The organism is Sphingomicrobium sp. XHP0239, from assembly GCF_039555325.1.
Classification (GTDB): Bacteria; Pseudomonadota; Alphaproteobacteria; order Sphingomonadales; family Sphingomonadaceae; genus Sphingomicrobium; species Sphingomicrobium maritimum.
In genome coordinates this window covers 1,572,952-1,593,502 of record NZ_CP154608.1, presented here as the reverse complement: position 1 = coordinate 1,593,502, position 20,551 = coordinate 1,572,952, and the positions used below count along the sequence as shown (strand labels likewise).

Sequence of the window (20,551 nt, the reverse complement as noted above, 5' to 3'; positions counted from 1 at the left end):
TGTGGGCGCATAGCCGCGCCGTTACCCCGCTCCTGAACCACTCAGGAGCGCACGTATGGCCGACAGCTACGATCTCATCGTCCTTGGAAGCGGACCCGGCGGCTATGTCGCGGCCATCCGCGCGTCGCAGCTGGGCCTGAAGACGGCGATCGTCGAGCGTGAGAGCCTTGGCGGCATCTGCCTCAACTGGGGCTGCATCCCGACGAAGGCGCTGCTGCGTTCGGGCGAGATCCTGCATCACATGAAGCATGCCGAAAGCTTCGGGCTGAAGGCGGATAACGTCGGGATGGACCTCGAAAAGGTCGTCGCGCGGAGCCGCGGGGTCGCCAAGCAGCTCAATCAGGGCGTCACGGGCCTGATGAAGAAGAACAAGATCGACGTGCATATGGGCACGGGCGTCCTGAAGAGCGCGGGCGAACTCGAGGTGACGGGCGAGGACGGAAAGAAGACCAGCCTCAAGGCCAAGCACATCATCGTCGCGACGGGTGCGCGGGCGCGCGACCTGCCCTTCGCACCGGCGGACGGGGAGCGGATCTGGACCTATCGCCACGCGATGGTGCCGAAGGAAATGCCCAAGGACCTGTTGGTCATCGGCTCGGGCGCGATCGGCATCGAGTTCGCGAGCTTCTACAACGACATGGGCGCCAACGTGACCGTCGTCGAAATGATGGATCGCATCGTCCCCGTCGAAGACGAGGAGATTTCTGCCGAGCTTCTCAAGCAATTGAAGAAGCAGGGCATGACCATCCACGCCAAGGCGGGGGTCGAGGCGTTGGACGTTTCCAACAAGGGCGTGAAGGCCAAGATCAAGGATCATACGGGCAAACTTAGAGAAGATACGTTCACCCATTGCATCGTCGCCATCGGCATCGTGCCGAACACCGAGAAGATCGGACTGGAAGCGCTCAAGGTGAAAACCACCAAGGGCCATATCGACACCGACGAACATTGCCGCACCAACGTGAAGGGCCTGTGGGCGATCGGCGACGTCACCGCGCCGCCATGGCTCGCGCATAAGGCCAGCCACGAAGGCATCATCTGCGTCGAGGCGATCGCGCAGGAGATGGGCAACAAGGACGTGCATCCGCACGCGATGGACGTGAAGAACATTCCGGGCTGCACCTACTGCCACCCGCAGGTCGCATCGGTCGGGCTGACCGAGGCCAAGGCCAAGGAAGCCGGGCACACGGTCAAGGTCGGCAAGTTTCCCTTCATCGGCAACGGCAAGGCGATCGCGTTGGGCGAGACGCAGGGCTTCATCAAGACCGTGTTCGATGCCGAGACCGGCGAACTGTTGGGCGCGCACATGATCGGCGCCGAAGTCACGGAACTGATCCAGGGCTATACCGTCGGCAAGCAGGCCGAACTGGTCGAGCAGGACTTCATGAACACCGTCTATCCTCACCCGACCTTGAGCGAAATGATGCACGAGAGCGTGCTCGCAGCCTACGGACGGGTGCTGCATATCTGACGCGGCGGTGGGGTTGATCTCGAAGGAGATGCGGGCGAGGCTGGAACGCGGACGTTGGTTGGGACGTCCTCGCACCGACACCATCGCAGGAGAGGCGGCGTCACATCAGAAACCGAACCCCGGCGCCCCGTCGACGCCCGTCTCGGAAGCATCGGCACGGCCGACCATCGCGACCGGCCGAAGGTCGGACACAAGGATCGGCGCCTGCCACTGGCGTGGCGCGAAATCACCGCCGTGGTCGTGGTGCTGGGGCTCGCCTGGCTCGGCTATTACAGCTGGTCCCGCGATGTCGCGATCTTCGATGCGCTGTCCGGCCTCGGTCTGAGCGCGATCGAGAAGGAAGCGATCGAGGAAGAAGCGGTGATGAGCGATGCACGCGCGCTGGCGAACGATTTCGGCGTTAGCGACGAATTGAAATCCATCATCCGCGAAGAGGAGGGTCAGGTGCTGACCGTCTATCGCGACGTGTCCGGCCTGCCGACGGTGGGGGCAGGACATCTGGTGACGCCGGCGGACGGACTGCGCGTCGGCGACCGTATCTCGCGCGAGCGGATGAACCGACTGCTCGAACAGGATCTCGACAAGGCGGCCTCGGCGGTGCGGCGCCTGCTACGCAATACGAGAGTGAAGCAGCACGAATTCGATGCGCTGGTCGACCTCGTCTACAACGTCGGGCCTGGCAACGTATCGCGCGATCGCAGCCCCGCGCTCAACCGGGCGATCGACGCGGAGGATTATGAGGCGATCGCGGAGCAACTGGTCTATTCACGCGCACAGAATGGGCAGCAGGCGGAAGGATTGATCAATCGCTCCGAACGTCGCCGCCGCATGTTCAGGGAGGGTGACTATGCCGATCCTCGCACGAGTTAACGCCATCGCCGGTGTCGCGGCGCTGGGGATTTTGCTTTCCGGATGCGACGGGACCGAACCCACGCGCGAGAGCGATGCCGAGCGCGCGATCGAGCTGGCGCAGGGCCCCGAGGGCGAACGGGCCCGCCCCGGCGGCGAGGCGGCCACCGACTGCCTCGAGGATATCTGGGCCGTGCGCGAACAGGCCGACGATTACGGCGGGCAGAGCGAGCGCGATTTCGATCGCGCGAACGACGCTGCCGAAGGCGGCGCGATCAGCTGCGCTACTGCGACCAGCGCGACGCAATTCGTGCGCACGATCGAGGCGCTGCGTGACAGCGCCAGCAATCGCGATCGGGCCGCGGTCCTCGAACGGGCGGGAATCCCGCTTCTGTTCATCAACAGTGCTGGCGAGCGCGAGGAGATCCGCGATCGGGCTTCGCTGGAGGCTGCCTTCGACCGCATCTTCACCGACCGGACGCTGGATCGCATGCAGAACCTGGAGCTCGAGGATCTCACGGTGGTGCCGGACAAGGGCGCCTTCTTCGACCTGGGTGCGATCTGGCTCGTGGTCCCGGAAACGGGCGCGGAGCCCAAGCTCGTCACGCTGAACGATCAGGCCAGCGCGGAAATGGAAGCGATCGCCGCAGCCGAGACCGCCAAGAACGAGCAACGCGCAACCCGATAGGTCGCTCGCCGATTGGCGCTTTCGAACCTGGAAGGAGACAGTGATGAGCGAGCGCGACGACGACGAGCGGACCGATATCCGCAAGGACTTCCGCGACGCGGTGAACATGAGCCCCAGCGAATTGGAAGACTGGCTCGACACCGAAGAGTCCAAATCGGTAGGGGACAGCGACGGTGGCGAGAGCACCGGGCATCGGTCGGGCCGGCGGATCGTCGCAATCAAGCGCAAGAACGTGGGCGAGCTGACGGCCGCGGACCACGATCACATGGAAAAGGTCCTGGGCTACGTAAACCGTCACATGGCCCAGAAGCCGTCAAGCGACATCGAGGACAGCGACTGGCGCTACAGCCTCATGAACTGGGGCCACGATCCCATGAAGGACTGAGGAAGGAAGTCGTCGAACAGAATCGGTTCTGCGATGAAACGATTTGCTTTCGTTAATCCATTCAGTCTAAACGGATTATCCGGGTTCGGCATCGTGCGGCCCTTGTGAATGGGGTAGAGTCATGGGCCTCGTAGAAACCCTGTTCTCGATCGAAACCGCCGATCAACGGCCCGTCCTGCTGGCGGCGCTCGCGCAGCTGGCCGAGGGCGTGATCGTCGCGGATGCGAACGGCGAGCTCATCTACGTCAACGCCGCAGCGGCGAAGATCCACGGGGTCGAGGCTCTTCATGTGTCGCCCGAGGACTATAGCGCGACCTATCATCTGCTCACCGTCGACGAGAAACCGCATCCGCCGCGCGATCTGCCGTTGGCGCGCGCGGTGCTGGACGGCGAGACGATCGAGGACGCACACTGGAAGATCCAGCGGCCCGACGGAAAGATCATCGACGCGATCGGATCGGCGACGCCGGTCAAGGACAAGAACGGACGCCAGATCGCGGCGGTACTGACCATGTCGGACTGTACCGACGAACTGGCGGCCGATCGCAAGTTGCAGGAAGCGCTGAAGGCCAAGGACGTCCTTCTTTACGAGGTCAACCACCGCGTGAAGAACAATCTGGCGCTGGTGACGTCGCTGCTGACACTGCATTCGCGCAAGCTGGAGGACGAGGCCGCGCGGCGCGCCTTGTCGGACATTGCCTCGCGCGTCACGGTGCTCGCCGATATCCATCGGCAGCTGTACGAGACGGGAACCCACGACGAACTTGAGATCGTGGGATTTCTGGCGGCAATGCTGACCGATACGGTCAAGGCGCTTTCCGGCGATACCAAGGTCGAACTCGCGGTCCGGCAGAAGGGCCATGCGTCCTTCGGTACCGAAGAGGCGGTGCCGTTGGCGCTGGCACTCAACGAACTGGTGCTGAACTCGATGAAGCATGCCTTTTCCGACGTTGATCGCCCCGAGATAACGGTGGGGATCGAAGTGACGAAGACGCAGCTGTTGATCGAATATGCCGACAACGGACCCGGCTTTTCCGCGCCCGCCAACGATACGGGCCGCGGGATCGGGCGGGCACTCATCAGCGCGCTGTCGAGCCAGCTCGACGCGGTGATGGAAGTGCGGAGCGACCGCCCCGGCTATTTCGCGCGGATCGAGGTTCCGTTGAAGCGCGACTGAGGCCGAAGGCGTCGCCACCGGACCGTGCAACGGATAGCTGGCCGCAGGGTGTCGGTCGGTCGCGGCGCCGGGTCGCATGAGTCAGCTCCGGCTTGACGTGGGCGCGGCTCTCTTTTAAGGGCGCGCACGTCCGTTCCGGAAAGTCCGGCCGGACAAGAGCTGAACAACGACAGGCGAGATTTTCCAAGGGGTTTTCGTTCCCGGAAGAAAGCCGGGAAGGGGAGCGCCCTTCGATATGCTGTTGCGCCTGCTCGCAGTAACCGCCGGAATGACCCGGTCAGAAGAAAGGTGAAGGCTTCATGCCGACGATTAACCAGTTGATCCGCAAGGGTCGCGAACCGCAGAAGGCCAAGTCCAAGGTCCCTGCGATGGAACAGAACCCGCAGAAGCGTGGCGTCTGCACCCGCGTCTATACGACCACCCCGAAGAAGCCGAACTCGGCGCTGCGCAAGGTCGCCAAGGTGCGCCTGACGAACCAGCGCGAGGTCATCAGCTACATCCCGGGCGAAGGCCACAACCTGCAGGAGCACAGCGTCGTGCTGATCCGCGGCGGGCGTGTGCGCGACCTTCCCGGCGTTCGCTATCACGTGCTTCGCGGCGTGCTCGACACGCAGGGTGTCAAGGATCGCCGTCAGTCGCGCTCCAAGTATGGCGCCAAGAAGCCCAAGTAAGCTGGTTTTGTCGGTCGCGGCGGGAGGCATCGTGCCCATCCCGCGCGCCGCTCTTTAAAAGGATCATCCTATGTCCCGTCGTCGTCGCCCAGAAAAGCGCGTCATCCTTCCCGATCCCAAGTTCGGTGATCTGGTCCTGTCGAAGTTCATGAACAATATCATGCTCGACGGTAAGAAGTCGGTTGCGGAAAGCATCGTCTACGGTGCGCTCGACAATGTCGAAGCCCGCATGAAGGCCGACCCCCTCGGCGTGTTCCACGAGGCTCTCAACAACATCAAGCCGGGCGTCGAAGTGCGTTCGCGCCGCGTCGGTGGTGCCACCTACCAGGTGCCCGTCGAGGTCCGCCCCGAACGTGCGCAGGCGCTGGCGATCCGCTGGCTGATCTCGGCCGCTCGGTCGCGCAACGAGAAGACGATGGCCGCGCGCCTGTCGGGCGAACTGATGGACGCCAGCCAAAACCGCGGCAACGCGGTCAAGAAGCGTGAAGACACGCACCGCATGGCCGAAGCCAACCGCGCCTTCTCGCACTACCGCTGGTAGTTGGGCGGGTGGACCGGCTGCGGCTGTTCCGTTCGGGCTTCGCGGCGGGGTGGCGTTCGGTCACTCCCGCGGAGCGCGAGCGGATCGCTTCGACCGGCTTCCTGATCGGTTTGGCGCTCGCCGTGGTGGCGATCGTCTTCATCCGGTCAAACTAATCATTACATGGGGCGCATCCCGTTATCGCCCCGCAACTTTTCGAGGTACTGAACATGGCCCGCGACTATCCGATCGAGCGCTATCGCAATATCGGCATCATGGCGCACATCGATGCCGGCAAGACGACGACGACCGAGCGCATTCTCTATTATACCGGCAAGTCCTACAAGATCGGCGAAGTCCATGACGGCGCCGCCACGATGGACTGGATGGAGCAGGAGCAGGAGCGCGGGATCACGATCACGTCGGCCGCGACCACGACCTTCTGGCCGCCCGAGGACTCGGGCCTTCCCCGCCACCGCATCAACATCATCGACACGCCCGGCCACGTCGACTTCACGATCGAAGTCGAGCGTTCGCTGCGCGTGCTCGACGGCGCGGTCGCGGTGTTCGACGGCGTCGCGGGCGTGGAGCCGCAGTCGGAAACGGTGTGGCGCCAGGCGGACAAGTACAAGGTTCCGCGGATGTGCTTCATCAACAAGCTCGATCGCACCGGCGCGGACTTCTATTACTGCGTCAACTCGATCGTCGAGCGCCTCGGCGCGACGCCGCTCGTGCTGGCGCTGCCGATCGGTGCGGAAGACCAGCTCCAGGGCATCGTCGACCTCGTCGAGATGCGCGGCGTGGTGTGGGAATCGGAAGGCCTCGGCGCCGAATTCAACTATGTCGACATCCCGGCCGACCTCCAGGACAAGGCCAACGAATATCGCGAGAAGCTCGTCGAGCTCGCCGTCGAACAGGACGACGATGCGATGATGGCCTATCTCGAAGGCGAACAGCCCGACACCGAGACGCTCAAGAAGCTGATCCGCAAGGGTACGCTGGCGCGTGCGTTCGTTCCGGTGCTGTGCGGCTCGGCGTTCAAGAACAAGGGCGTTCAGCCCCTGCTCGACGCGATCGTCGACTACATGCCGAGCCCGGTCGACGTGCCGGCCATCGAGGGCGTCATCCCTGACAGCGACGAAACCGCGACCCGCAAGTCGGACGACGACGCGCCGTTCGCCGCGCTGGCGTTCAAGATCATGAACGATCCGTTCGTCGGCTCGCTCACCTTCTGCCGCATCTATTCGGGCAAGCTGTCGAAGGGCGGCGTGCTGAACACGGTCAAGGACAAGAAGGAAAAGATCGGGCGCATGCTGCTCATGCACTCGAACAACCGCGAAGACATCGATGAGGCGTTCGCGGGCGACATCGTCGCGATCGCGGGTCTGAAGGACACCACCACCGGGGATACGTTGTGCGCCGAACGCGCGCCGATCATCCTTGAGCGCATGGAATTCCCCGATCCCGTCATCGAACTGTCGGTGGAACCCAAGACCAAGGCCGACCAGGAAAAGATGGGCATCGCGCTCAATCGCCTCGCCGCCGAGGATCCCAGCTTCCGCGTGACGACCGACCACGAAAGCGGTCAGACGATCATCAAGGGCATGGGCGAGCTTCACCTCGACATCATCGTCGATCGCATGAAGCGCGAGTTCAAGGTCGACGCCAACGTCGGTGCGCCGCAGGTGGCCTATCGCGAGTCGCTGAAGAAGGCGACCGAGATGACCTATACCCACAAGAAGCAGTCGGGTGGTTCGGGCCAGTTCGCCGAAGTGAAGATCAACGTCACGCCGGGCGAACGCGGCGCGGGCATCAACTTCGTCGACAACGTCAAGGGCGGGAACATTCCCAAGGAATATATCCCGTCGGTCGAGAAGGGCATGCGCGAGACCGCCGAGACCGGCAGCCTCATCGGCTTCCCGATCATCGACTTCGACATCGAGCTGACCGACGGCAAGTATCACGACGTCGACTCCAGCGCGCTGGCGTTCGAGATCGCGGGTCGTGCCGCGATGCGCGAGATCGCGCAGCGGGCCGGCATCAAGCTGCTCGAGCCGGTGATGAAGGTTGAAGTGGTCACTCCCGAGGACTATCTCGGCGATGTGATCGGCGACTTGAACAGCCGTCGTGGCCAGATCCAGGGTACCGACAGCCGCGGCAACGCACAGGTCGTCGAGGCGATGGTCCCGCTGGCCAACATGTTCGGCTACATCAACGAACTGCGCAGCTTCACTTCGGGCCGGGCCCAGTACAGCATGCAGTTCTCGCACTACGACGAAGTCCCGCAGAACGTCGCGGACGAACTCAAGGCAAAGCTGGCGTAACGGGGCTAGCGCTCCGGCATTTTAAACGTTAAGGGCGCTCCGGTCTTTCGGGAGCGGAGCGTCCCAAACATCATCGAAGACAGACGAACAGACGAAAAGAGGCGTATAATGGCGAAGGCAAAATTCGAGCGGAACAAACCGCACGTCAACATCGGCACCATCGGTCACGTCGATCATGGCAAGACGTCGCTGACCGCGGCGATCACCAAGACGCTGGCCGAAAGCGGCACCGGCACGGCGGTCGATTTCGCGAACATCGACAAGGCTCCCGAAGAGCGCGAGCGCGGCATCACCATCTCGACGGCGCACGTCGAGTATGAAACCGAGAAGCGCCACTACGCGCACGTCGATTGCCCGGGCCACGCCGATTATGTGAAGAACATGATCACCGGCGCCGCGCAGATGGACGGCGCGATCCTCGTCGTTTCGGCCGCCGACGGCCCGATGCCGCAGACCAAGGAGCACATCCTGCTCGCCAAGCAGGTCGGCGTTCCCACGATGGTCGTGTGGCTCAACAAGGTCGACCAGGTCGACGATCCCGAGCTGCTCGAACTCGTCGAACTCGAAATCCGCGAAGAACTTTCCAAGCGCGACTTCGACGGCGACAACATTCCGATCATCGCCGGTTCGGCGCTGGCCGCCCTGGAAGACTCCAACCGCGAAATCGGCCAGGACGCGATCCTGAAGCTGATGGCGGCGGTTGACGAGTGGATCCCCGAGCCGGATCGTCCGCTCGACAAGGACTTCCTCATGCCGATCGAAGACGTGTTCTCGATCTCGGGCCGCGGCACCGTGGTGACCGGTCGTATTGAAACCGGCATCGTGAACGTGGGTGACGAAGTCGAAATCGTCGGCATCAAGGACACGACCAAGACGACCGTGACCGGCGTCGAAATGTTCCGCAAGCTGCTCGACCAGGGCCAGGCGGGCGACAATGTCGGCGCGCTGATCCGCGGCGTCGGCCGTGAAGAAGTCGAGCGTGGCCAGGTTCTGGCCAAGCCGGGTTCGATCACGCCGCACACCGATTTCGAAGCCGAAGTCTACGTCCTGTCGAAGGACGAAGGCGGCCGTCACACGCCGTTCTTCGCCAACTACCGTCCGCAGTTCTACTTCCGGACGACCGACGTGACCGGTGAAATCACGCTGCCCGAAGGCACGGAAATGGTCATGCCCGGCGACAACGTGTCGCTCGGCGTCAAGCTGATCGCTCCGATCGCCATGGACCAGGGCCTGCGCTTCGCCATCCGCGAAGGCGGCCGTACGGTCGGCGCGGGCGTGGTCGGCAAGATCACCGCGTAAGCCTCGCGCGCTCCTTCAAGGAGCGTTCGACAAGAAAAAGGCCCGGTGCTTCGATGGAAGCGCCGGGCCTTTTTCGTTTCTGCGTGGGCCGCTCAGATGCCGGGCGCTCCACTCGCAGCGCGTGACTGCGCTTGTGTCCGGCACGGACAATGATAACTGAAAGGGGCCCGAAGGATGCAAACCGGTGAATTTCAGCGTTTCACGTCTCGGACCCGATCAGGTCGCTGCCTATAGGGCGCTGCGACTCTCCGCGCTGGAATCGAACCCAGAATCGTTCGGCGCATCGTTCACCGAGGAAGCCAGTCTTTCCGATGACGAGTGGGGCCAGCGGGTGAGCGAGGGAATGCTGTTTGGCGCGTGGACCGAGGGGGCGTTGGTCGGGTGCGTGGGACTGGCTTTGCGCGCCAAGGTAAAGCTCCGGCACAAGGTGATCCTTTGGGGAATGTTCGTCGATCCAGACCGGCGTGCCCTCGGCATCGGAAAACGGCTGCTCGATGCCAGCCTCTCGCATGCGCGCGGGCAATTCGAAGAGGTGATCCTGACGGTCGTCGCCGAAAACGACGTGGCTATACGCCTCTATGTCGGTGCGGGTTTCCGCGAATATGGCCGCGAGAGTAGGGACATCAAGATCGACGATAGATACTATGACGAGATCCTGATGCGGCTGCCCTTGCCACAGGATCGCTGACCCGAGCCGCACCTCCGCACCTCGTCGGCGGGCCGGCGCAATCCTACGCTTCCTGCAGTCGGATGTCGCCTCAATCGGCCAATTCTTACGCCAGCTGACCTACAAGGGGGGTTGATCTCGCTCCCCACCGACTGTAGACGCGCCCTCACAGACGGGGATTCGTCCCTTGTCGCACAAGTTTTAGGGAGGTCGCCCGTTCCGGTACGCCGGGCAGAAGCGGGATTGGCCTCTTGTTTTTTTGGGCTGGAAACAGCCTTGGCTCTTTCGCATCGGTGAGTGGACATGGAAACGCAGAATATTCGCATTCGTCTGAAGGCTTTCGACCATCGGGTTCTCGACCAGGCAACTGGCGATATCGCCGATACCGCACGCCGCACGGGTGCCCTCATCCGCGGTCCCATTCCGCTGCCGACGCGCATCGAGAAGTTCACCGTGAACCGCTCGCCGCACATCGACAAGAAGTCGCGCGAGCAGTTCGAGGTCCGCACCTACAAGCGGCTGCTCGATATCGTGCAGCCCACGCCGCAGACGGTCGATGCTTTGATGAAGCTCGATCTCGCCGCAGGGGTGGACGTGGAGATCAAACTGGCCTAAAGGCCGCGTCAACTCAGCCACTTGGTTGTTTTGACAAAGGCGCTTTTCGCGATACGCGATGAGCGCCTCGCCCGGTTCATGCCGGACGGAAGCACAAGGGATACCGCACGGCATCGGCCGTGGACTGCGTCCCCCGCCTCCTTCCCATCGGAAGGAACGACCCGAGCGGGGGTTCGCATACATTGATGGGTCGCAAGCACGTCGAAGACGGTCTGTCGTCGGCGTGCCTCTGATGGGAGTTTTAGGTCATGCGCACTGGCGTGATCGCGAAAAAGATGGGGATGACCCGCTTGTTCCAGGAAGACGGTCGGCATGTGCCGGTCACCGTCCTCCAGCTGGAAGAGCTGCAGGTCGTGGCCCGTCGGGAAGCCGAACGCGACGGCTATACTTCGGTGGTTCTGGGTGCTGGCAAGGCGAAGGCGAAGAATGTCGCCAAGCCGCAGCGCGAAGCTTTCGGCAAGGCCGAGGTCGAGCCCAAGAAGCGCCTCGCCGAGTTCCGTGTCGACGAAGACGCGCTGCTCGACGTGGGTGCCAACATCACCGCGGACCATTTCATCGCCGGCCAGCTGGTCGACATCCAGGGCGTGACGCAGGGCAAGGGCTTTGCCGGCGCCATGAAGCGCTGGGGCTTCGGCGGTCTGCGCGCCACGCACGGCGTGTCGATCTCGCACCGTTCGCACGGCTCGACGGGTAACCGCCAGGATCCGGGCCGCGTCTTCAAGAACAAGAAGATGGCCGGTCACATGGGCGCGCGTAATCGCACCCAGCAGAATCTGATGATCGTGCGCACCGACGTGGAGCGCGGCCTCATCTTCGTGAAGGGCAGCGTGCCCGGTTCGAAGGGTGGCTGGCTGATGGTCACCGACGCGGTGAAGGTGCCGCTGCCCGAGAACGTTCCGTTCCCGGCCGCGATGCGCCGCAACGCCGACGAGGTCGCCTCGGAAGAAGCGCCCGCCGGCATGATCGAAACCGCCGCGACGCAGGAAGCCGCGCCGACCTTCACCCAGGCTGAGGTGGAAGCGATGGCCGAAGAGCAGACCGCGAGCAGCAATGAAGAAGCCAAGGACGAGGGCGACACCAAGCCCGAGGCCGACGAAGGCAAGGAAGGCTAAGCCATGAAGGTCAAGGTACAGACCCTCGATGCCAAGAAGGGCGGCGACGACGTCACGCTCGACGACGGCATCTTCGGCGTGGAGCCGCGCGAGGACATCCTCCATCGCGTCGTCACCTGGCAGCTCGTCAACCGCCGCGCCCCGGCGCGTGCGACCCGCGAGCGTTCGGACGTGGCGCGCACCAGCAAGAAGTACGGCAAGCAGAAGGGCGGCGGTACGGCCCGTCACGGTTCGCGTCGCGCCCCGATCTTCATCGGCGGTGGCAAGGCGCACGGCGCCCGCGCCCGCACTTTCTCCTCGAGCCTCAACAAGAAGGTCCGCGCACTGGGCCTGAAGATGGCGCTCTCGGCCAAGGCCAAGGACGGCAAGCTGATCATCCTCGACAATCTCGACATGAACGGCGACGCCAAGACCAAGGTGCTCCAGGGCAAGCTCGACAAGCTCGGCTTCGGCAAGACCAACCTGGTCATCGACGGCGAAGCGCTGAACGTCGGGTTTGCCCGCGCCAGCTCGAACCTCATGGGCATCAACCTGATGCCTGCGGTCGGCGCCAACGTGTACGACATCCTGCGCCACGACACGCTCGTGCTGACGCGCGCGGGTCTGGAAAAGCTGGAGGCCCGTTTCAATGGCTAAGGCAGACAAGAAAGTGGTCGAGAACCGTCACTACGACGTGATCCTCGCCCCGCACATCACCGAGAAGTCGACGATGGCGTCCGAGCACAATGCGGTCGTCTTCAAGGTCGCGGGCGAAGCCACGAAGCCGCAGATCAAGGCTGCCGTGGAAGCGCTGTTCGAGGTCGAGGTGACGAAGGTCAACACCATCGTCCAGAAGGGCAAGACGAAGCGCTGGAAGGGTCGTCCCTACAAGCGCAACGACGAGAAAAAAGCGATCGTGACCCTGAAAGAGGGTGATTCGATCGACATCACGAGCGGGGTCTAAGGAACCATGGCACTCAAGCAATTCCGTCCGACCAGCCCGGCACGCCGCGGTCTCGTCCTCGTCGACCGTTCGGGTCTGCACAAGGGCGGTCCCGTCAAGGCGCTGACCGAAGGCAAGAAGAAGACCGGCGGCCGCAACAACAAGGGTCACGTGACCGCGCGCGGCATCGGCGGCGGGCACAAGCAGAAGTATCGTCTGGTCGACTTCAAGCGCCGCAAGGAAGGCGAAGCGACTGTCGAGCGTCTGGAATATGATCCCAACCGTTCGGCCTACATCGCGCTCGTCACCTATGGCGACGGCGAACAGGCCTATATCATCGCGCCGCAGCGTCTGGCGCCGGGCGACAAGGTCGTCGCGGGCGAAAAGGTCGACGTGAAGCCGGGCAACGCGATGAAGATCGGCCAGATGCCGGTCGGCACGATCGTCCACAACATCGAGCTGAAGCCCGGCAAGGGCGGCCAGATCGCGCGTGCCGCGGGCACCTATTGCCAGGTCGTCGGTCGTGACCGCGGCATGGTGATCGTCCGCATGAACTCGGGCGAGCAGCGCTACATCCGCTCGGACTGCATGGCTTCGGTCGGTGCGGTGTCGAACCCGGACAATTCGAACACGACGCTCGCCAAGGCCGGTCGCAACCGCTGGAAGGGCAAGCGCCCGCTGACCCGTGGTGTCGCGAAGAACCCGGTCGACCACCCGCACGGCGGTGGTGAAGGCCGGACCTCGGGCGGTCGCCATCCGGTGACCCCGTGGGGCAAGCCGACCAAGGGCGCTCGTACTCGCAAGAACAAGCAGACGGACAAGTATATCATCCGTTCGCGTCACGCCAAGAAGAAGGGCTAAACGAACATGGCTCGTTCCGTCTGGAAAGGTCCCTTTGTCGAACTGTCGCTCCTCAAGAAAGCCGAGGAAGCGCAGGAGCAGTCGAACGCCAAGCCGATCAAGACCTGGTCGCGTCGTTCGACGATCCTCCCGCAGTTCGTGGGGCTCACGTTCAACGTCTACAACGGCAAGAAATTCGTGCCGGTCGCGGTCTCGGAAGAGATGGTCGGCATGAAGCTTGGTGAGTTCGCGCCGACGCGCAGCTTCCCGGGTCACGCCGCCGACAAGAAGGGCAAGCGCTAATGGCCAAGCCGAAATCCCCCCGCAAGGTCGCCGACAACGAGGCGCTTGCCACCGGCACCATGATCCGTGGGTCGAGCCGCAAGCTGAACCTCGTCGCGGGCCTCATCCGCGGCCGCAAGGTCGAGGACGCGCTCAACATCCTCAAGTTCTCGAACAAGGGAATGGCCGAGGACGCGTACAAGGTGCTCGCGTCGGCCGTCGCCAATGCCGAGAACAACCACAATCTCGACGTCGATGCGCTGATCGTGGCGGAAGCCTCAGTCGGCAAGTCGATCACCATGAAGCGTTTCGCAACCCGCGCGCGCGGCCGTTCGACCCGGATCGAAAAGCCGTTTTCGCGTCTGCGGGTCGTCGTTCGCGAGCAGGAAGAAGCCTAATGGGTCACAAGAGCAACCCCATCGGCCTGCGGCTGCAGATCAACCGTACCTGGGACTCGCGCTGGTTCGCGGAAGGCCAGGACTACGGTCAGCAGCTGCTGGAGGATCTGAAGATCCGCCGGTTCATCATGAAGGAACTGCCGCAGGCGGCGATCTCGAAGGTCGTGATCGAACGCCCGGCCAAGCTGTGCCGCATCTCGATCTATGCCGCGCGCCCCGGTGTCATCATCGGCAAGAAGGGTGCGGACATCGAGAAGCTGAAGGCCAAGCTGGCCAAGATGACCGACAGCGAGCTGAGCCTGAACATCGTCGAGATCCGCAAGCCGGAAATCGACGCGCGCCTCGTCGCGCAGGGCGTGGCCGACCAGCTGGAACGCCGCATCGCCTTCCGCCGCGCCATGAAGCGCGCGGTGCAGTCGGCGCTGCGTCTGGGTGCCGAAGGTATCCGCATCACCTGCTCGGGCCGTCTGGGCGGCGCGGAAATCGCGCGAACCGAATGGTATCGCGAAGGCCGCGTGCCGCTGCACACGCTGCGCGGCAACGTCGATTACGCCGAAGCCACGGCCTACACGGCCTATGGCGTCAGCGGCATCAAGGTGTGGGTCTTCAAGGGCGAGATCATGGGTCACGACCCGATGGCCCAGGAAAAGCTCATGATGGACGCGCAGACGTCGGGCGTCCGCCCGGCGCGCGACGACCGGCGCCGGTAAGGAAATAGAGACATGCTGCAACCGAAGCGCACCAAATTCCGCAAGGCCTTCAAGGGCCGCATCCACGGCAACGCCAAGGGCGGTACCGAGCTCAATTTCGGTGCTTATGGCCTGAAGGCGATGGAACCCGAGCGCATCACCGCGCGCCAGATCGAAGCGGCCCGCCGCGCGATCACGCGTCACATGCGCCGCCAGGGCCGTCTGTGGATCCGCATCTTCCCGGACGTCCCGGTTTCGAAGAAGCCGGCCGAAGTCCGCATGGGCAAGGGCAAGGGCAGCCCCGAATTTTGGGTCGCCCGCGTCAAGCCCGGCCGCATCATCTTCGAGCTGGACGGGGTTCCCGGTCCGCTCGCCAAGGCCGCTTTCGAGCGTGCCGCGGAGAAGCTGCCGATCAAGACCAAGGTCGTGGCCCGCTTCGGCGAGAGCCTGATCGAGGAGAAGAAGTAATGGCGAAGATCGACGATCTCAAAGCCAAGACCGACGACCAGCTGGCCGACGAGCTGAGCCAGCTGAAGAAGGAGCAGTTCAACCTGCGCTTCCAGTCGGCCACCGGTCAGCTCGAGAAGCCCGCCCGCGTCAGGGAAGTGCGCCGTACCATCGCGCAGATCATGACGCTTCAGAACCAGCGCGCCGCCGAAGCGGCGAGCGCGGAATAGGAGACGAAGAATGCCGAAACGTATCCTTCAGGGAACGGTCGTCTCCGACAAGGGCGACAAGACCGTGGTGGTCCGTGTCGAGCGCCGGGTAAAGCACCCGCTGTACGGCAAGATCATCAAGCGGTCGAAGAAGTATCACGCCCACGACGAGAACAACGAGATCTCGCAGGGCGAAACGGTGCGCATCGAGGAATGCACGCCGATTTCGAAAACCAAGAGCTGGAAAGTGCTCGAACGTGTGGCCGCTGCGGATCCCGCAGACGTGCCCACCGAAGCGTAAGGGAAGGGTGATCTGAAATGATCCAGATGCAATCCAACCTCGACGTGGCGGACAATTCGGGTGCCAAGCGCGTCCAGTGCATCAAGGTACTGGGCGGCTCGAAGCGCCGGTTCGCCACCGTCGGCGACACGATCGTCGTGTCGGTGAAGGAAGCCGCCCCGCGCGGCAAGGTGAAGAAGGGCGATGTCCATCGCGCCGTCATCGTGCGGACCGCCAAGGACATCCGCCGTTCCGACGGTTCGGTCATTCGCTTCGACGGCAACGCCGCCGTGCTGGTCAACAAGAACGAGGAGCCGATCGGCACCCGTATCTTCGGCCCGGTGGTGCGCGAACTGCGCGCCAAGAAGCACATGAAGATCGTCAGCCTGGCACCGGAGGTACTCTAGTCATGGCCGCGAAGATCAAGAAGGGCGATACGGTCGTCATCCTGTCCGGCAAGGACAAGGGCAAGACCGGCGACGTCACCAAGGTCCTGCCGAAGGAAGGCAAGGTCGTGGTGGACGGCGTGAACATCATCACCCGCCACAAGAAGCCGACGCAGACGGACCCCAACGGCGGTCTGGAGAAGCGCGAAGCGCCGATGCACGCCTCGAAGGTCGCGCTGGCCGATCCCAAGGACGGCAAGGCCACCCGCGTGCGGTTCGAAACCGTCGACGGCAAGAAGGTGCGTGTCGCCACGCGCTCGGGAGAGAAAATCGATGGCTAAGGATTATACCCCTCGCCTGAAAGCCGATTACGACGATCGCATCGTGAAGGCGATGACCGAGAAGTTCGGCTACAAGAACCATCTCGAGGTCCCGCGGATCGAGAAAGTCGTCATCAACATGGGTGTCGGCGAAGCCACGCAGGACAAGAAGAAGGTCCAGAAGGCGGCCGAGGAAATGGAACTGATCGCGGGCCAGAAGCCGGTGATCATCAACGCCAAGAAGTCGATCGCGCAGTTCAAGCTGCGTGAAGGCATGCCGATCGGCGCGAAGGTCACCCTTCGTCGCGATCGCATGTACGAATTCCTCGACCGCCTGGTCACCATCGCGCTGCCGCGCGTTCGCGATTTCCGGGGCCTGAACCCGAAGTCGTTCGACGGTCGCGGCAACTATGCGATGGGTCTGAAAGAGCAGATCGTCTTCCCGGAAATCTCGTACGACAGCGTCGATACGGTCCGGGGCATGGACGTCATCGTCACCACCACCGCGAAGAGCGACGAGGAAGCGCGCGAACTGCTGCGCCTCTTCAACTTCCCGTTCCCCGCGGAAGCGAAGCAGGAAGCCGAGGCTGCGTAACATACGCAGTCTCTCGGATCCTCAAGCAAGGAAAGAGAGAACTTAAGTCATGGCGAAACTGAGTTCCGTGAACAAGAACGAGAAGCGCAAGGCGCTCGCGAAGAAATATGCGGACAAGTATGCGAAGCTGAAGGCGCAGGCGAACGACAAGTCGCTCGACGAGACCGAACGTCTCATCGCGCGTCTGAAGATGGCCGAGCTGCCGCGCAACGCGAACCCGACCCGTATCCGCAACCGCTGCGAGCTGACCGGCCGTAGCCGCGGTTATTATCGCAAGTTCCGCCTGTCGCGCATCATGCTGCGCGAACTGGGCAACAAGGGCCTCATCCCCGGCCTCACCAAGTCGAGCTGGTAAGGAGTACTGGCATGGCAATGACCGATCCCCTGGGTGATATGCTCACCCGTATTCGCAACGGCCAGCAGGCGCGCAAGGATTCGATCCTGTCGCCGCGGTCCAAGCTTCGCGCGAACGTCCTCGACGTGCTGCAGCGCGAAGGGTTCATCCGCGGCTATTCGGAAGAAGAGTTGGCGGGCAAGGACGGCCTGCGGATCGAACTGAAATATTTCGAAGGGCAGCCCGCGATCCAGCATCTGGCGCGCGTGTCGAAGCCCGGTCGTCGGGTCTATTCGGGTGCGAGCGATCTGCCGCGCGTCCGCAATGGTCTCGGCATCACCATCGTGTCGACCCCGCGCGGTGTCCTGTCGGACGCCGAAGCACGCGAGAACAATGTCGGCGGCGAAGTGCTGGCGGAGGTGTTCTAATGAGCCGCATCGGCAAGAAACCCGTTGCGCTCCCCGATGGCGTGACCGCGAAGACCGAAGGGCAGACGCTCTCGGTCAAGGGTCCCAAGGGCGAGCTCGCGATGGAAATGATGGACGACCTCGTGAAGTTCGACATTTCGGACGGCGAGATCAGCGTCGTTCCGCACAACATGTCGCAGCGTAGCCGCCAGGTCTGGGGAATGCAGCGCACGCTGCTCCAGAACCTCGTCGACGGGGTGACCGAAGGTTATTCCAAGACGCTCGAGATCAACGGCGTCGGTTACCGTGCGCAGGCGCAGGGCAAGAAGCTCAAGCTTCAGCTCGGCTACTCGCACGACGTCGATCTGGATGTGCCGGAAGGCATTTCGGTCGCGACGCCCGATGCGACCACCGTCCAGGTATCGGGTATCGACAAGCAGAAGGTCGGCCACTTCGCGGCGGAAATCCGCCAGTGGCGCAAGCCCGAGCCGTACAAGGGCAAGGGCATCAAGTACCAGGGCGAATATATTTTCCGCAAGGAAGGCAAGAAGAAGTAAGATGGCGAAACTTTCCCTCTTCGACCGCCGCCGCCGCCGGGTTCGCTCGGCACTCAAGGCGCGCGCCTCGGGCCGTCCGCGCCTCAGCGTTCACCGCTCGGGCAAACATATCTACGCGCAGGTCATCGACGATGCCGCGGGCACGACGATCGCGAGCGCATCGAGCCTCGACAAGGACGTCAAGGCCAAGTCGGGCGCCAACGTCGAGGCCGCCGCCACCGTCGGCAAGGCCGTCGCCGCGAAGGCCAAGAAGGCCGGCGTCGACAAGGTCGTGTTCGACCGCGGCGGGTTCCTGTTCCATGGCCGCGTCAAGGCGCTGGCCGATGCCGCCCGCGAAGAAGGGCTGGAGTTTTAAGTATGGCTGACGAAAAGAAAAACGACGACGCCACGGTCGAGGAGACCAAGGCGACCGAAACGAAGGCCGAAGAGACCAAGACCGAAGCCAAGGCGGACGCGAAGGCCGACGCCAAGGCCGAGGAAGCCAAGGCCGACGATACCGCGCATGGCGAGCAGGCTCCCGGTGTCGCCGAGACCCCCGAGGTTGCGGCTGCGCAGGCCGAAGCCAATCTGAAGAATGCCGGTGAAAAGGCCGAGGAACAGGCCCGCAAGGGCGGCCGTTCCAACGCACCGCGCGGTCGCGACAATCGTGGCGGCGGTGGCGGACGTGGCCGTGGCGGTCGCGACAATCGCGGCGGCCGTGGACGCGGGCAGGACGACGACGGCGAGGAGCTGATCGAGAAGCTGGTCCACATCAACCGCGTGTCGAAGACGGTGAAGGGCGGTAAGCGCTTCGGTTTCGCCGCTTTGGTCGTGGTCGGCGACGGCAACGGCAAGGCCGGTTTCGGGTCGGGCAAGGCCCGCGAAGTGCCGGAAGCCATCAACAAGGCGACCGCGGCGGCCAAGAAGGCCATGGTCCGCGTGCCGCTGAAGGACGGTCGCACGCTGCATCATGATGGCAAGGGCCACTTTGGCGCGGGCAAGGTCGTGGTTCGCTCCGCGCCTCCCGGCACCGGCATCATCGCCGGCGGTCCGATGCGTGCCGTGTTCGAGAGCCTCGGCGTCGCGGACGTCGTGACCAAGTCGAACGGCACCGCCAACCCCTTCAACATGATCCGTGCGACCTTCGAGGCGCTCAAGGACCAGACGAGCCCGCGCTCGGTCGCGCAGCGTCGCGGCAAGAAGGTCGCGGACCTGCTGGGCCGTGGCGGGATGGACAAGGCGGAAGCCGAAGCCACCGCCGACGCGGTGACGGAGTAGAACGATGGCCAAGAAAGACGACAGCAAGACGCTGAAGATCACCCAGACGGGTTCGCCGATCCGCAAGGACAAGGCGCAGCGCGCGACGCTCGTGGGGCTCGGCCTCAACAAGATGCATCGCACCATCGAGGTGAAGGCGACCCCCGAAGTCCTCGGCCAGGTGAAGAAGGTCCGGCACCTTCTGAGCGTCGAGGAAGCCTAGGGCTTCAGCGATGATTTCCCGGGTCCGGCCACGCGCCGGACCCATTCTTTCCAGCGCGAACAACAGCGAAAGCGAGTGCAGACATGACGATCAAGATCAACGACCTCAAGGACAATGAAGGCGCCCGCAAGGGCCGGATGCGCGTCGGACGCGGCATCGGTTCGGGCAAGGGCAAGACCGCCGGTCGCGGCCAGAAGGGCCAGAAGAGCCGTTCGGGCGTCGCCGTCAACGGCTTCGAGGGCGGCCAGATGCCGCTTCACATGCGGCTGCCGAAGCGCGGGTTCAACAATCCGTTCGGCAAGGATTATGCCATCGTCAACGTCGGCCAGGTCCAGAAGGCGATCGACGAGAAGAAGCTCGACGCCAAGAAGGTCATCGACCAGGACGCGCTCAACGCGATCGGCCTGACCCGTGGCGGCAAGCACGGCGTGCGTCTGCTCGGCAAGGGCGAGATCACGGCGAAGGCCAATTTCAAGGTCGCGGGCGCTTCCAAGGGTGCCATCGATGCGGTCGAGAAGGCCGGCGGCAAGGTCGAAGTGACCGCGCCCGCCAAGACCGACGAGAAGTCGGAAGACTAAAACCTCACCTATCCGCGTCATTGCGAGCAGCGAGGCGGCGCGGCAATCCCCTCCGTGGGTCCGGATTGCT

At 63.5% G+C, this 20,551-nt stretch carries 32 protein-coding genes; all 32 read left to right on the top strand.

What is annotated here, in order from left to right:
* The first annotated feature begins 55 nt into the window (after positions 1-55).
* Positions 56-1,471, top strand: coding sequence for a dihydrolipoyl dehydrogenase (gene lpdA, locus WJT74_RS08135; RefSeq protein ID WP_343343550.1), 1,416 nt, complete (start codon positions 56-58; stop codon positions 1,469-1,471).
* 54 nt (positions 1,472-1,525) lie between these two features.
* Positions 1,526-2,341 (top strand): lysozyme, encoded by an 816-nt coding sequence (locus tag WJT74_RS08130; protein ID WP_343343548.1) that lies wholly within the window; start codon positions 1,526-1,528, stop codon positions 2,339-2,341.
* Positions 2,319-3,008 carry a hypothetical protein gene (locus tag WJT74_RS08125; RefSeq protein ID WP_343343546.1) on the top strand — a complete coding sequence of 230 codons (690 nt, stop codon included), beginning with the start codon at positions 2,319-2,321 and terminating at the stop codon, positions 3,006-3,008. The genes WJT74_RS08130 and WJT74_RS08125 overlap by 23 nt, the downstream gene beginning before the upstream one ends.
* Positions 3,009-3,051: 43 nt before the next feature.
* A complete protein-coding gene (locus WJT74_RS08120; protein ID WP_343343544.1) occupies positions 3,052-3,393 on the top strand; it encodes a DUF3140 domain-containing protein in 342 nt (113 codons plus the stop codon).
* A 121-nt stretch (positions 3,394-3,514) separates the two neighbouring features.
* Entirely contained in the window at positions 3,515-4,570 is a 1,056-nt protein-coding gene (locus tag WJT74_RS08115) for a sensor histidine kinase (protein WP_343343542.1), read from the top strand.
* A gap of 299 nt (positions 4,571-4,869) precedes the next feature.
* On the top strand, positions 4,870-5,241 hold the full coding sequence (gene rpsL, locus WJT74_RS08110) for a 30S ribosomal protein S12 (protein ID WP_343343540.1): 372 nt from the start codon (positions 4,870-4,872) through the stop codon (positions 5,239-5,241).
* A gap of 70 nt (positions 5,242-5,311) precedes the next feature.
* Positions 5,312-5,782 (top strand): 30S ribosomal protein S7, encoded by a 471-nt coding sequence (gene rpsG / locus WJT74_RS08105; RefSeq protein ID WP_343343538.1) that lies wholly within the window; start codon positions 5,312-5,314, stop codon positions 5,780-5,782.
* A gap of 8 nt (positions 5,783-5,790) precedes the next feature.
* Positions 5,791-5,937, top strand: coding sequence for a hypothetical protein (locus WJT74_RS08100; RefSeq protein ID WP_343343536.1), 147 nt, complete (start codon positions 5,791-5,793; stop codon positions 5,935-5,937).
* A 54-nt stretch (positions 5,938-5,991) separates the two neighbouring features.
* On the top strand, positions 5,992-8,085 hold the full coding sequence (gene fusA / locus WJT74_RS08095) for an elongation factor G (RefSeq protein ID WP_343343534.1): 2,094 nt from the start codon (positions 5,992-5,994) through the stop codon (positions 8,083-8,085).
* A gap of 108 nt (positions 8,086-8,193) precedes the next feature.
* Positions 8,194-9,384, top strand: coding sequence for an elongation factor Tu (gene tuf, locus WJT74_RS08090; RefSeq protein ID WP_343343532.1), 1,191 nt, complete (start codon positions 8,194-8,196; stop codon positions 9,382-9,384).
* Positions 9,385-9,568: 184 nt separating this feature from the next.
* The gene (locus WJT74_RS08085) at positions 9,569-10,072 is read left to right on the top strand and encodes a GNAT family N-acetyltransferase (protein WP_343343530.1); all 504 of its coding nucleotides are present in this window, start codon (positions 9,569-9,571) and stop codon (positions 10,070-10,072) included.
* Positions 10,073-10,354: 282 nt separating this feature from the next.
* On the top strand, positions 10,355-10,666 hold the full coding sequence (gene rpsJ / locus WJT74_RS08080; protein ID WP_044450118.1) for a 30S ribosomal protein S10: 312 nt from the start codon (positions 10,355-10,357) through the stop codon (positions 10,664-10,666).
* A 248-nt stretch (positions 10,667-10,914) separates the two neighbouring features.
* A complete protein-coding gene (gene rplC, locus WJT74_RS08075; RefSeq protein WP_343343521.1) occupies positions 10,915-11,778 on the top strand; it encodes a 50S ribosomal protein L3 in 864 nt (287 codons plus the stop codon).
* Positions 11,779-11,781: 3 nt separating this feature from the next.
* Positions 11,782-12,414, top strand: coding sequence for a 50S ribosomal protein L4 (gene rplD, locus WJT74_RS08070; protein WP_343343519.1), 633 nt, complete (start codon positions 11,782-11,784; stop codon positions 12,412-12,414).
* The gene (locus tag WJT74_RS08065) at positions 12,407-12,721 is read left to right on the top strand and encodes a 50S ribosomal protein L23 (RefSeq protein ID WP_343343517.1); all 315 of its coding nucleotides are present in this window, start codon (positions 12,407-12,409) and stop codon (positions 12,719-12,721) included. Before rplD ends, WJT74_RS08065 begins: the two co-directional genes overlap by 8 nt.
* A gap of 6 nt (positions 12,722-12,727) precedes the next feature.
* Complete coding sequence (gene rplB / locus WJT74_RS08060) at positions 12,728-13,561, top strand: 50S ribosomal protein L2 (protein ID WP_343343515.1); 834 nt, start codon at positions 12,728-12,730, stop codon at positions 13,559-13,561.
* Positions 13,562-13,567: 6 nt separating this feature from the next.
* Positions 13,568-13,843, top strand: a complete 276-nt coding sequence (gene rpsS, locus WJT74_RS08055) for a 30S ribosomal protein S19 (protein WP_343343513.1) — start codon at positions 13,568-13,570, stop codon at positions 13,841-13,843.
* On the top strand, positions 13,843-14,220 hold the full coding sequence (gene rplV / locus WJT74_RS08050) for a 50S ribosomal protein L22 (RefSeq protein WP_343343511.1): 378 nt from the start codon (positions 13,843-13,845) through the stop codon (positions 14,218-14,220). The genes rpsS and rplV overlap by 1 nt, the downstream gene beginning before the upstream one ends.
* A complete protein-coding gene (gene rpsC, locus WJT74_RS08045; protein WP_343343509.1) occupies positions 14,220-14,930 on the top strand; it encodes a 30S ribosomal protein S3 in 711 nt (236 codons plus the stop codon). The genes rplV and rpsC overlap by 1 nt, the downstream gene beginning before the upstream one ends.
* 12 nt (positions 14,931-14,942) lie before the next feature.
* Complete coding sequence (gene rplP / locus WJT74_RS08040) at positions 14,943-15,377, top strand: 50S ribosomal protein L16 (protein ID WP_343343507.1); 435 nt, start codon at positions 14,943-14,945, stop codon at positions 15,375-15,377.
* Positions 15,377-15,586: a 50S ribosomal protein L29 gene (gene rpmC, locus WJT74_RS08035; protein ID WP_343343505.1), complete on the top strand. Its 210-nt coding sequence runs from the start codon at positions 15,377-15,379 to the stop codon at positions 15,584-15,586. Before rplP ends, rpmC begins: the two co-directional genes overlap by 1 nt.
* A gap of 10 nt (positions 15,587-15,596) precedes the next feature.
* Positions 15,597-15,866 (top strand): 30S ribosomal protein S17, encoded by a 270-nt coding sequence (gene rpsQ / locus WJT74_RS08030; protein ID WP_343343503.1) that lies wholly within the window; start codon positions 15,597-15,599, stop codon positions 15,864-15,866.
* 17 nt (positions 15,867-15,883) lie between these two features.
* On the top strand, positions 15,884-16,252 hold the full coding sequence (rplN, locus tag WJT74_RS08025; RefSeq protein WP_343343501.1) for a 50S ribosomal protein L14: 369 nt from the start codon (positions 15,884-15,886) through the stop codon (positions 16,250-16,252).
* Positions 16,253-16,254: 2 nt separating this feature from the next.
* Positions 16,255-16,572, top strand: a complete 318-nt coding sequence (gene rplX / locus WJT74_RS08020; protein ID WP_343343499.1) for a 50S ribosomal protein L24 — start codon at positions 16,255-16,257, stop codon at positions 16,570-16,572.
* Positions 16,565-17,146, top strand: a complete 582-nt coding sequence (gene rplE / locus WJT74_RS08015) for a 50S ribosomal protein L5 (RefSeq protein ID WP_343343497.1) — start codon at positions 16,565-16,567, stop codon at positions 17,144-17,146. The genes rplX and rplE overlap by 8 nt, the downstream gene beginning before the upstream one ends.
* Before the next feature lie 49 nt (positions 17,147-17,195).
* A complete protein-coding gene (gene rpsN / locus WJT74_RS08010; RefSeq protein ID WP_343343495.1) occupies positions 17,196-17,501 on the top strand; it encodes a 30S ribosomal protein S14 in 306 nt (101 codons plus the stop codon).
* A gap of 11 nt (positions 17,502-17,512) precedes the next feature.
* On the top strand, positions 17,513-17,908 hold the full coding sequence (gene rpsH, locus WJT74_RS08005; protein WP_343343493.1) for a 30S ribosomal protein S8: 396 nt from the start codon (positions 17,513-17,515) through the stop codon (positions 17,906-17,908).
* On the top strand, positions 17,908-18,444 hold the full coding sequence (gene rplF / locus WJT74_RS08000) for a 50S ribosomal protein L6 (RefSeq protein WP_343343491.1): 537 nt from the start codon (positions 17,908-17,910) through the stop codon (positions 18,442-18,444). The genes rpsH and rplF overlap by 1 nt, the downstream gene beginning before the upstream one ends.
* 1 nt (position 18,445) lies before the next feature.
* Positions 18,446-18,799: a 50S ribosomal protein L18 gene (gene rplR, locus WJT74_RS07995; RefSeq protein ID WP_343343489.1), complete on the top strand. Its 354-nt coding sequence runs from the start codon at positions 18,446-18,448 to the stop codon at positions 18,797-18,799.
* 212 nt (positions 18,800-19,011) lie between these two features.
* A complete protein-coding gene (gene rpsE / locus WJT74_RS07990; protein ID WP_343348140.1) occupies positions 19,012-19,701 on the top strand; it encodes a 30S ribosomal protein S5 in 690 nt (229 codons plus the stop codon).
* A 4-nt stretch (positions 19,702-19,705) separates the two neighbouring features.
* On the top strand, positions 19,706-19,903 hold the full coding sequence (gene rpmD / locus WJT74_RS07985; protein WP_343343487.1) for a 50S ribosomal protein L30: 198 nt from the start codon (positions 19,706-19,708) through the stop codon (positions 19,901-19,903).
* An 83-nt stretch (positions 19,904-19,986) separates the two neighbouring features.
* A complete protein-coding gene (gene rplO / locus WJT74_RS07980; RefSeq protein WP_343343485.1) occupies positions 19,987-20,481 on the top strand; it encodes a 50S ribosomal protein L15 in 495 nt (164 codons plus the stop codon).
* The last annotated feature ends 70 nt before the right edge of the window (positions 20,482-20,551 follow it).

Coding starts and splice junctions, on each gene's coding strand:
- rpsH (WP_343343493.1), top strand. CDS start 17,513: ATGGCAATGACCGATCCCCTGGGTGATATGCTCACCCGTATTCGCAAC.
- fusA (WP_343343534.1), top strand. CDS start 5,992: ATGGCCCGCGACTATCCGATCGAGCGCTATCGCAATATCGGCATCATG.
- WJT74_RS08115 (WP_343343542.1), top strand. CDS start 3,515: ATGGGCCTCGTAGAAACCCTGTTCTCGATCGAAACCGCCGATCAACGG.
- rpsG (WP_343343538.1), top strand. CDS start 5,312: ATGTCCCGTCGTCGTCGCCCAGAAAAGCGCGTCATCCTTCCCGATCCC.
- rplB (WP_343343515.1), top strand. CDS start 12,728: ATGGCACTCAAGCAATTCCGTCCGACCAGCCCGGCACGCCGCGGTCTC.
- rpsN (WP_343343495.1), top strand. CDS start 17,196: ATGGCGAAACTGAGTTCCGTGAACAAGAACGAGAAGCGCAAGGCGCTC.
- rplR (WP_343343489.1), top strand. CDS start 18,446: ATGGCGAAACTTTCCCTCTTCGACCGCCGCCGCCGCCGGGTTCGCTCG.
- rpsC (WP_343343509.1), top strand. CDS start 14,220: ATGGGTCACAAGAGCAACCCCATCGGCCTGCGGCTGCAGATCAACCGT.
- rplO (WP_343343485.1), top strand. CDS start 19,987: ATGACGATCAAGATCAACGACCTCAAGGACAATGAAGGCGCCCGCAAG.
- rpmD (WP_343343487.1), top strand. CDS start 19,706: ATGGCCAAGAAAGACGACAGCAAGACGCTGAAGATCACCCAGACGGGT.
- rpsQ (WP_343343503.1), top strand. CDS start 15,597: ATGCCGAAACGTATCCTTCAGGGAACGGTCGTCTCCGACAAGGGCGAC.
- rplE (WP_343343497.1), top strand. CDS start 16,565: ATGGCTAAGGATTATACCCCTCGCCTGAAAGCCGATTACGACGATCGC.
- rpsL (WP_343343540.1), top strand. CDS start 4,870: ATGCCGACGATTAACCAGTTGATCCGCAAGGGTCGCGAACCGCAGAAG.
- tuf (WP_343343532.1), top strand. CDS start 8,194: ATGGCGAAGGCAAAATTCGAGCGGAACAAACCGCACGTCAACATCGGC.
- rplX (WP_343343499.1), top strand. CDS start 16,255: ATGGCCGCGAAGATCAAGAAGGGCGATACGGTCGTCATCCTGTCCGGC.
- rplN (WP_343343501.1), top strand. CDS start 15,884: ATGATCCAGATGCAATCCAACCTCGACGTGGCGGACAATTCGGGTGCC.
- WJT74_RS08120 (WP_343343544.1), top strand. CDS start 3,052: ATGAGCGAGCGCGACGACGACGAGCGGACCGATATCCGCAAGGACTTC.
- rpmC (WP_343343505.1), top strand. CDS start 15,377: ATGGCGAAGATCGACGATCTCAAAGCCAAGACCGACGACCAGCTGGCC.
- rpsJ (WP_044450118.1), top strand. CDS start 10,355: ATGGAAACGCAGAATATTCGCATTCGTCTGAAGGCTTTCGACCATCGG.
- lpdA (WP_343343550.1), top strand. CDS start 56: ATGGCCGACAGCTACGATCTCATCGTCCTTGGAAGCGGACCCGGCGGC.
- WJT74_RS08065 (WP_343343517.1), top strand. CDS start 12,407: ATGGCTAAGGCAGACAAGAAAGTGGTCGAGAACCGTCACTACGACGTG.
- rplV (WP_343343511.1), top strand. CDS start 13,843: ATGGCCAAGCCGAAATCCCCCCGCAAGGTCGCCGACAACGAGGCGCTT.
- WJT74_RS08125 (WP_343343546.1), top strand. CDS start 2,319: ATGCCGATCCTCGCACGAGTTAACGCCATCGCCGGTGTCGCGGCGCTG.
- rplC (WP_343343521.1), top strand. CDS start 10,915: ATGCGCACTGGCGTGATCGCGAAAAAGATGGGGATGACCCGCTTGTTC.
- rpsS (WP_343343513.1), top strand. CDS start 13,568: ATGGCTCGTTCCGTCTGGAAAGGTCCCTTTGTCGAACTGTCGCTCCTC.
- rplD (WP_343343519.1), top strand. CDS start 11,782: ATGAAGGTCAAGGTACAGACCCTCGATGCCAAGAAGGGCGGCGACGAC.
- rplP (WP_343343507.1), top strand. CDS start 14,943: ATGCTGCAACCGAAGCGCACCAAATTCCGCAAGGCCTTCAAGGGCCGC.
- rplF (WP_343343491.1), top strand. CDS start 17,908: ATGAGCCGCATCGGCAAGAAACCCGTTGCGCTCCCCGATGGCGTGACC.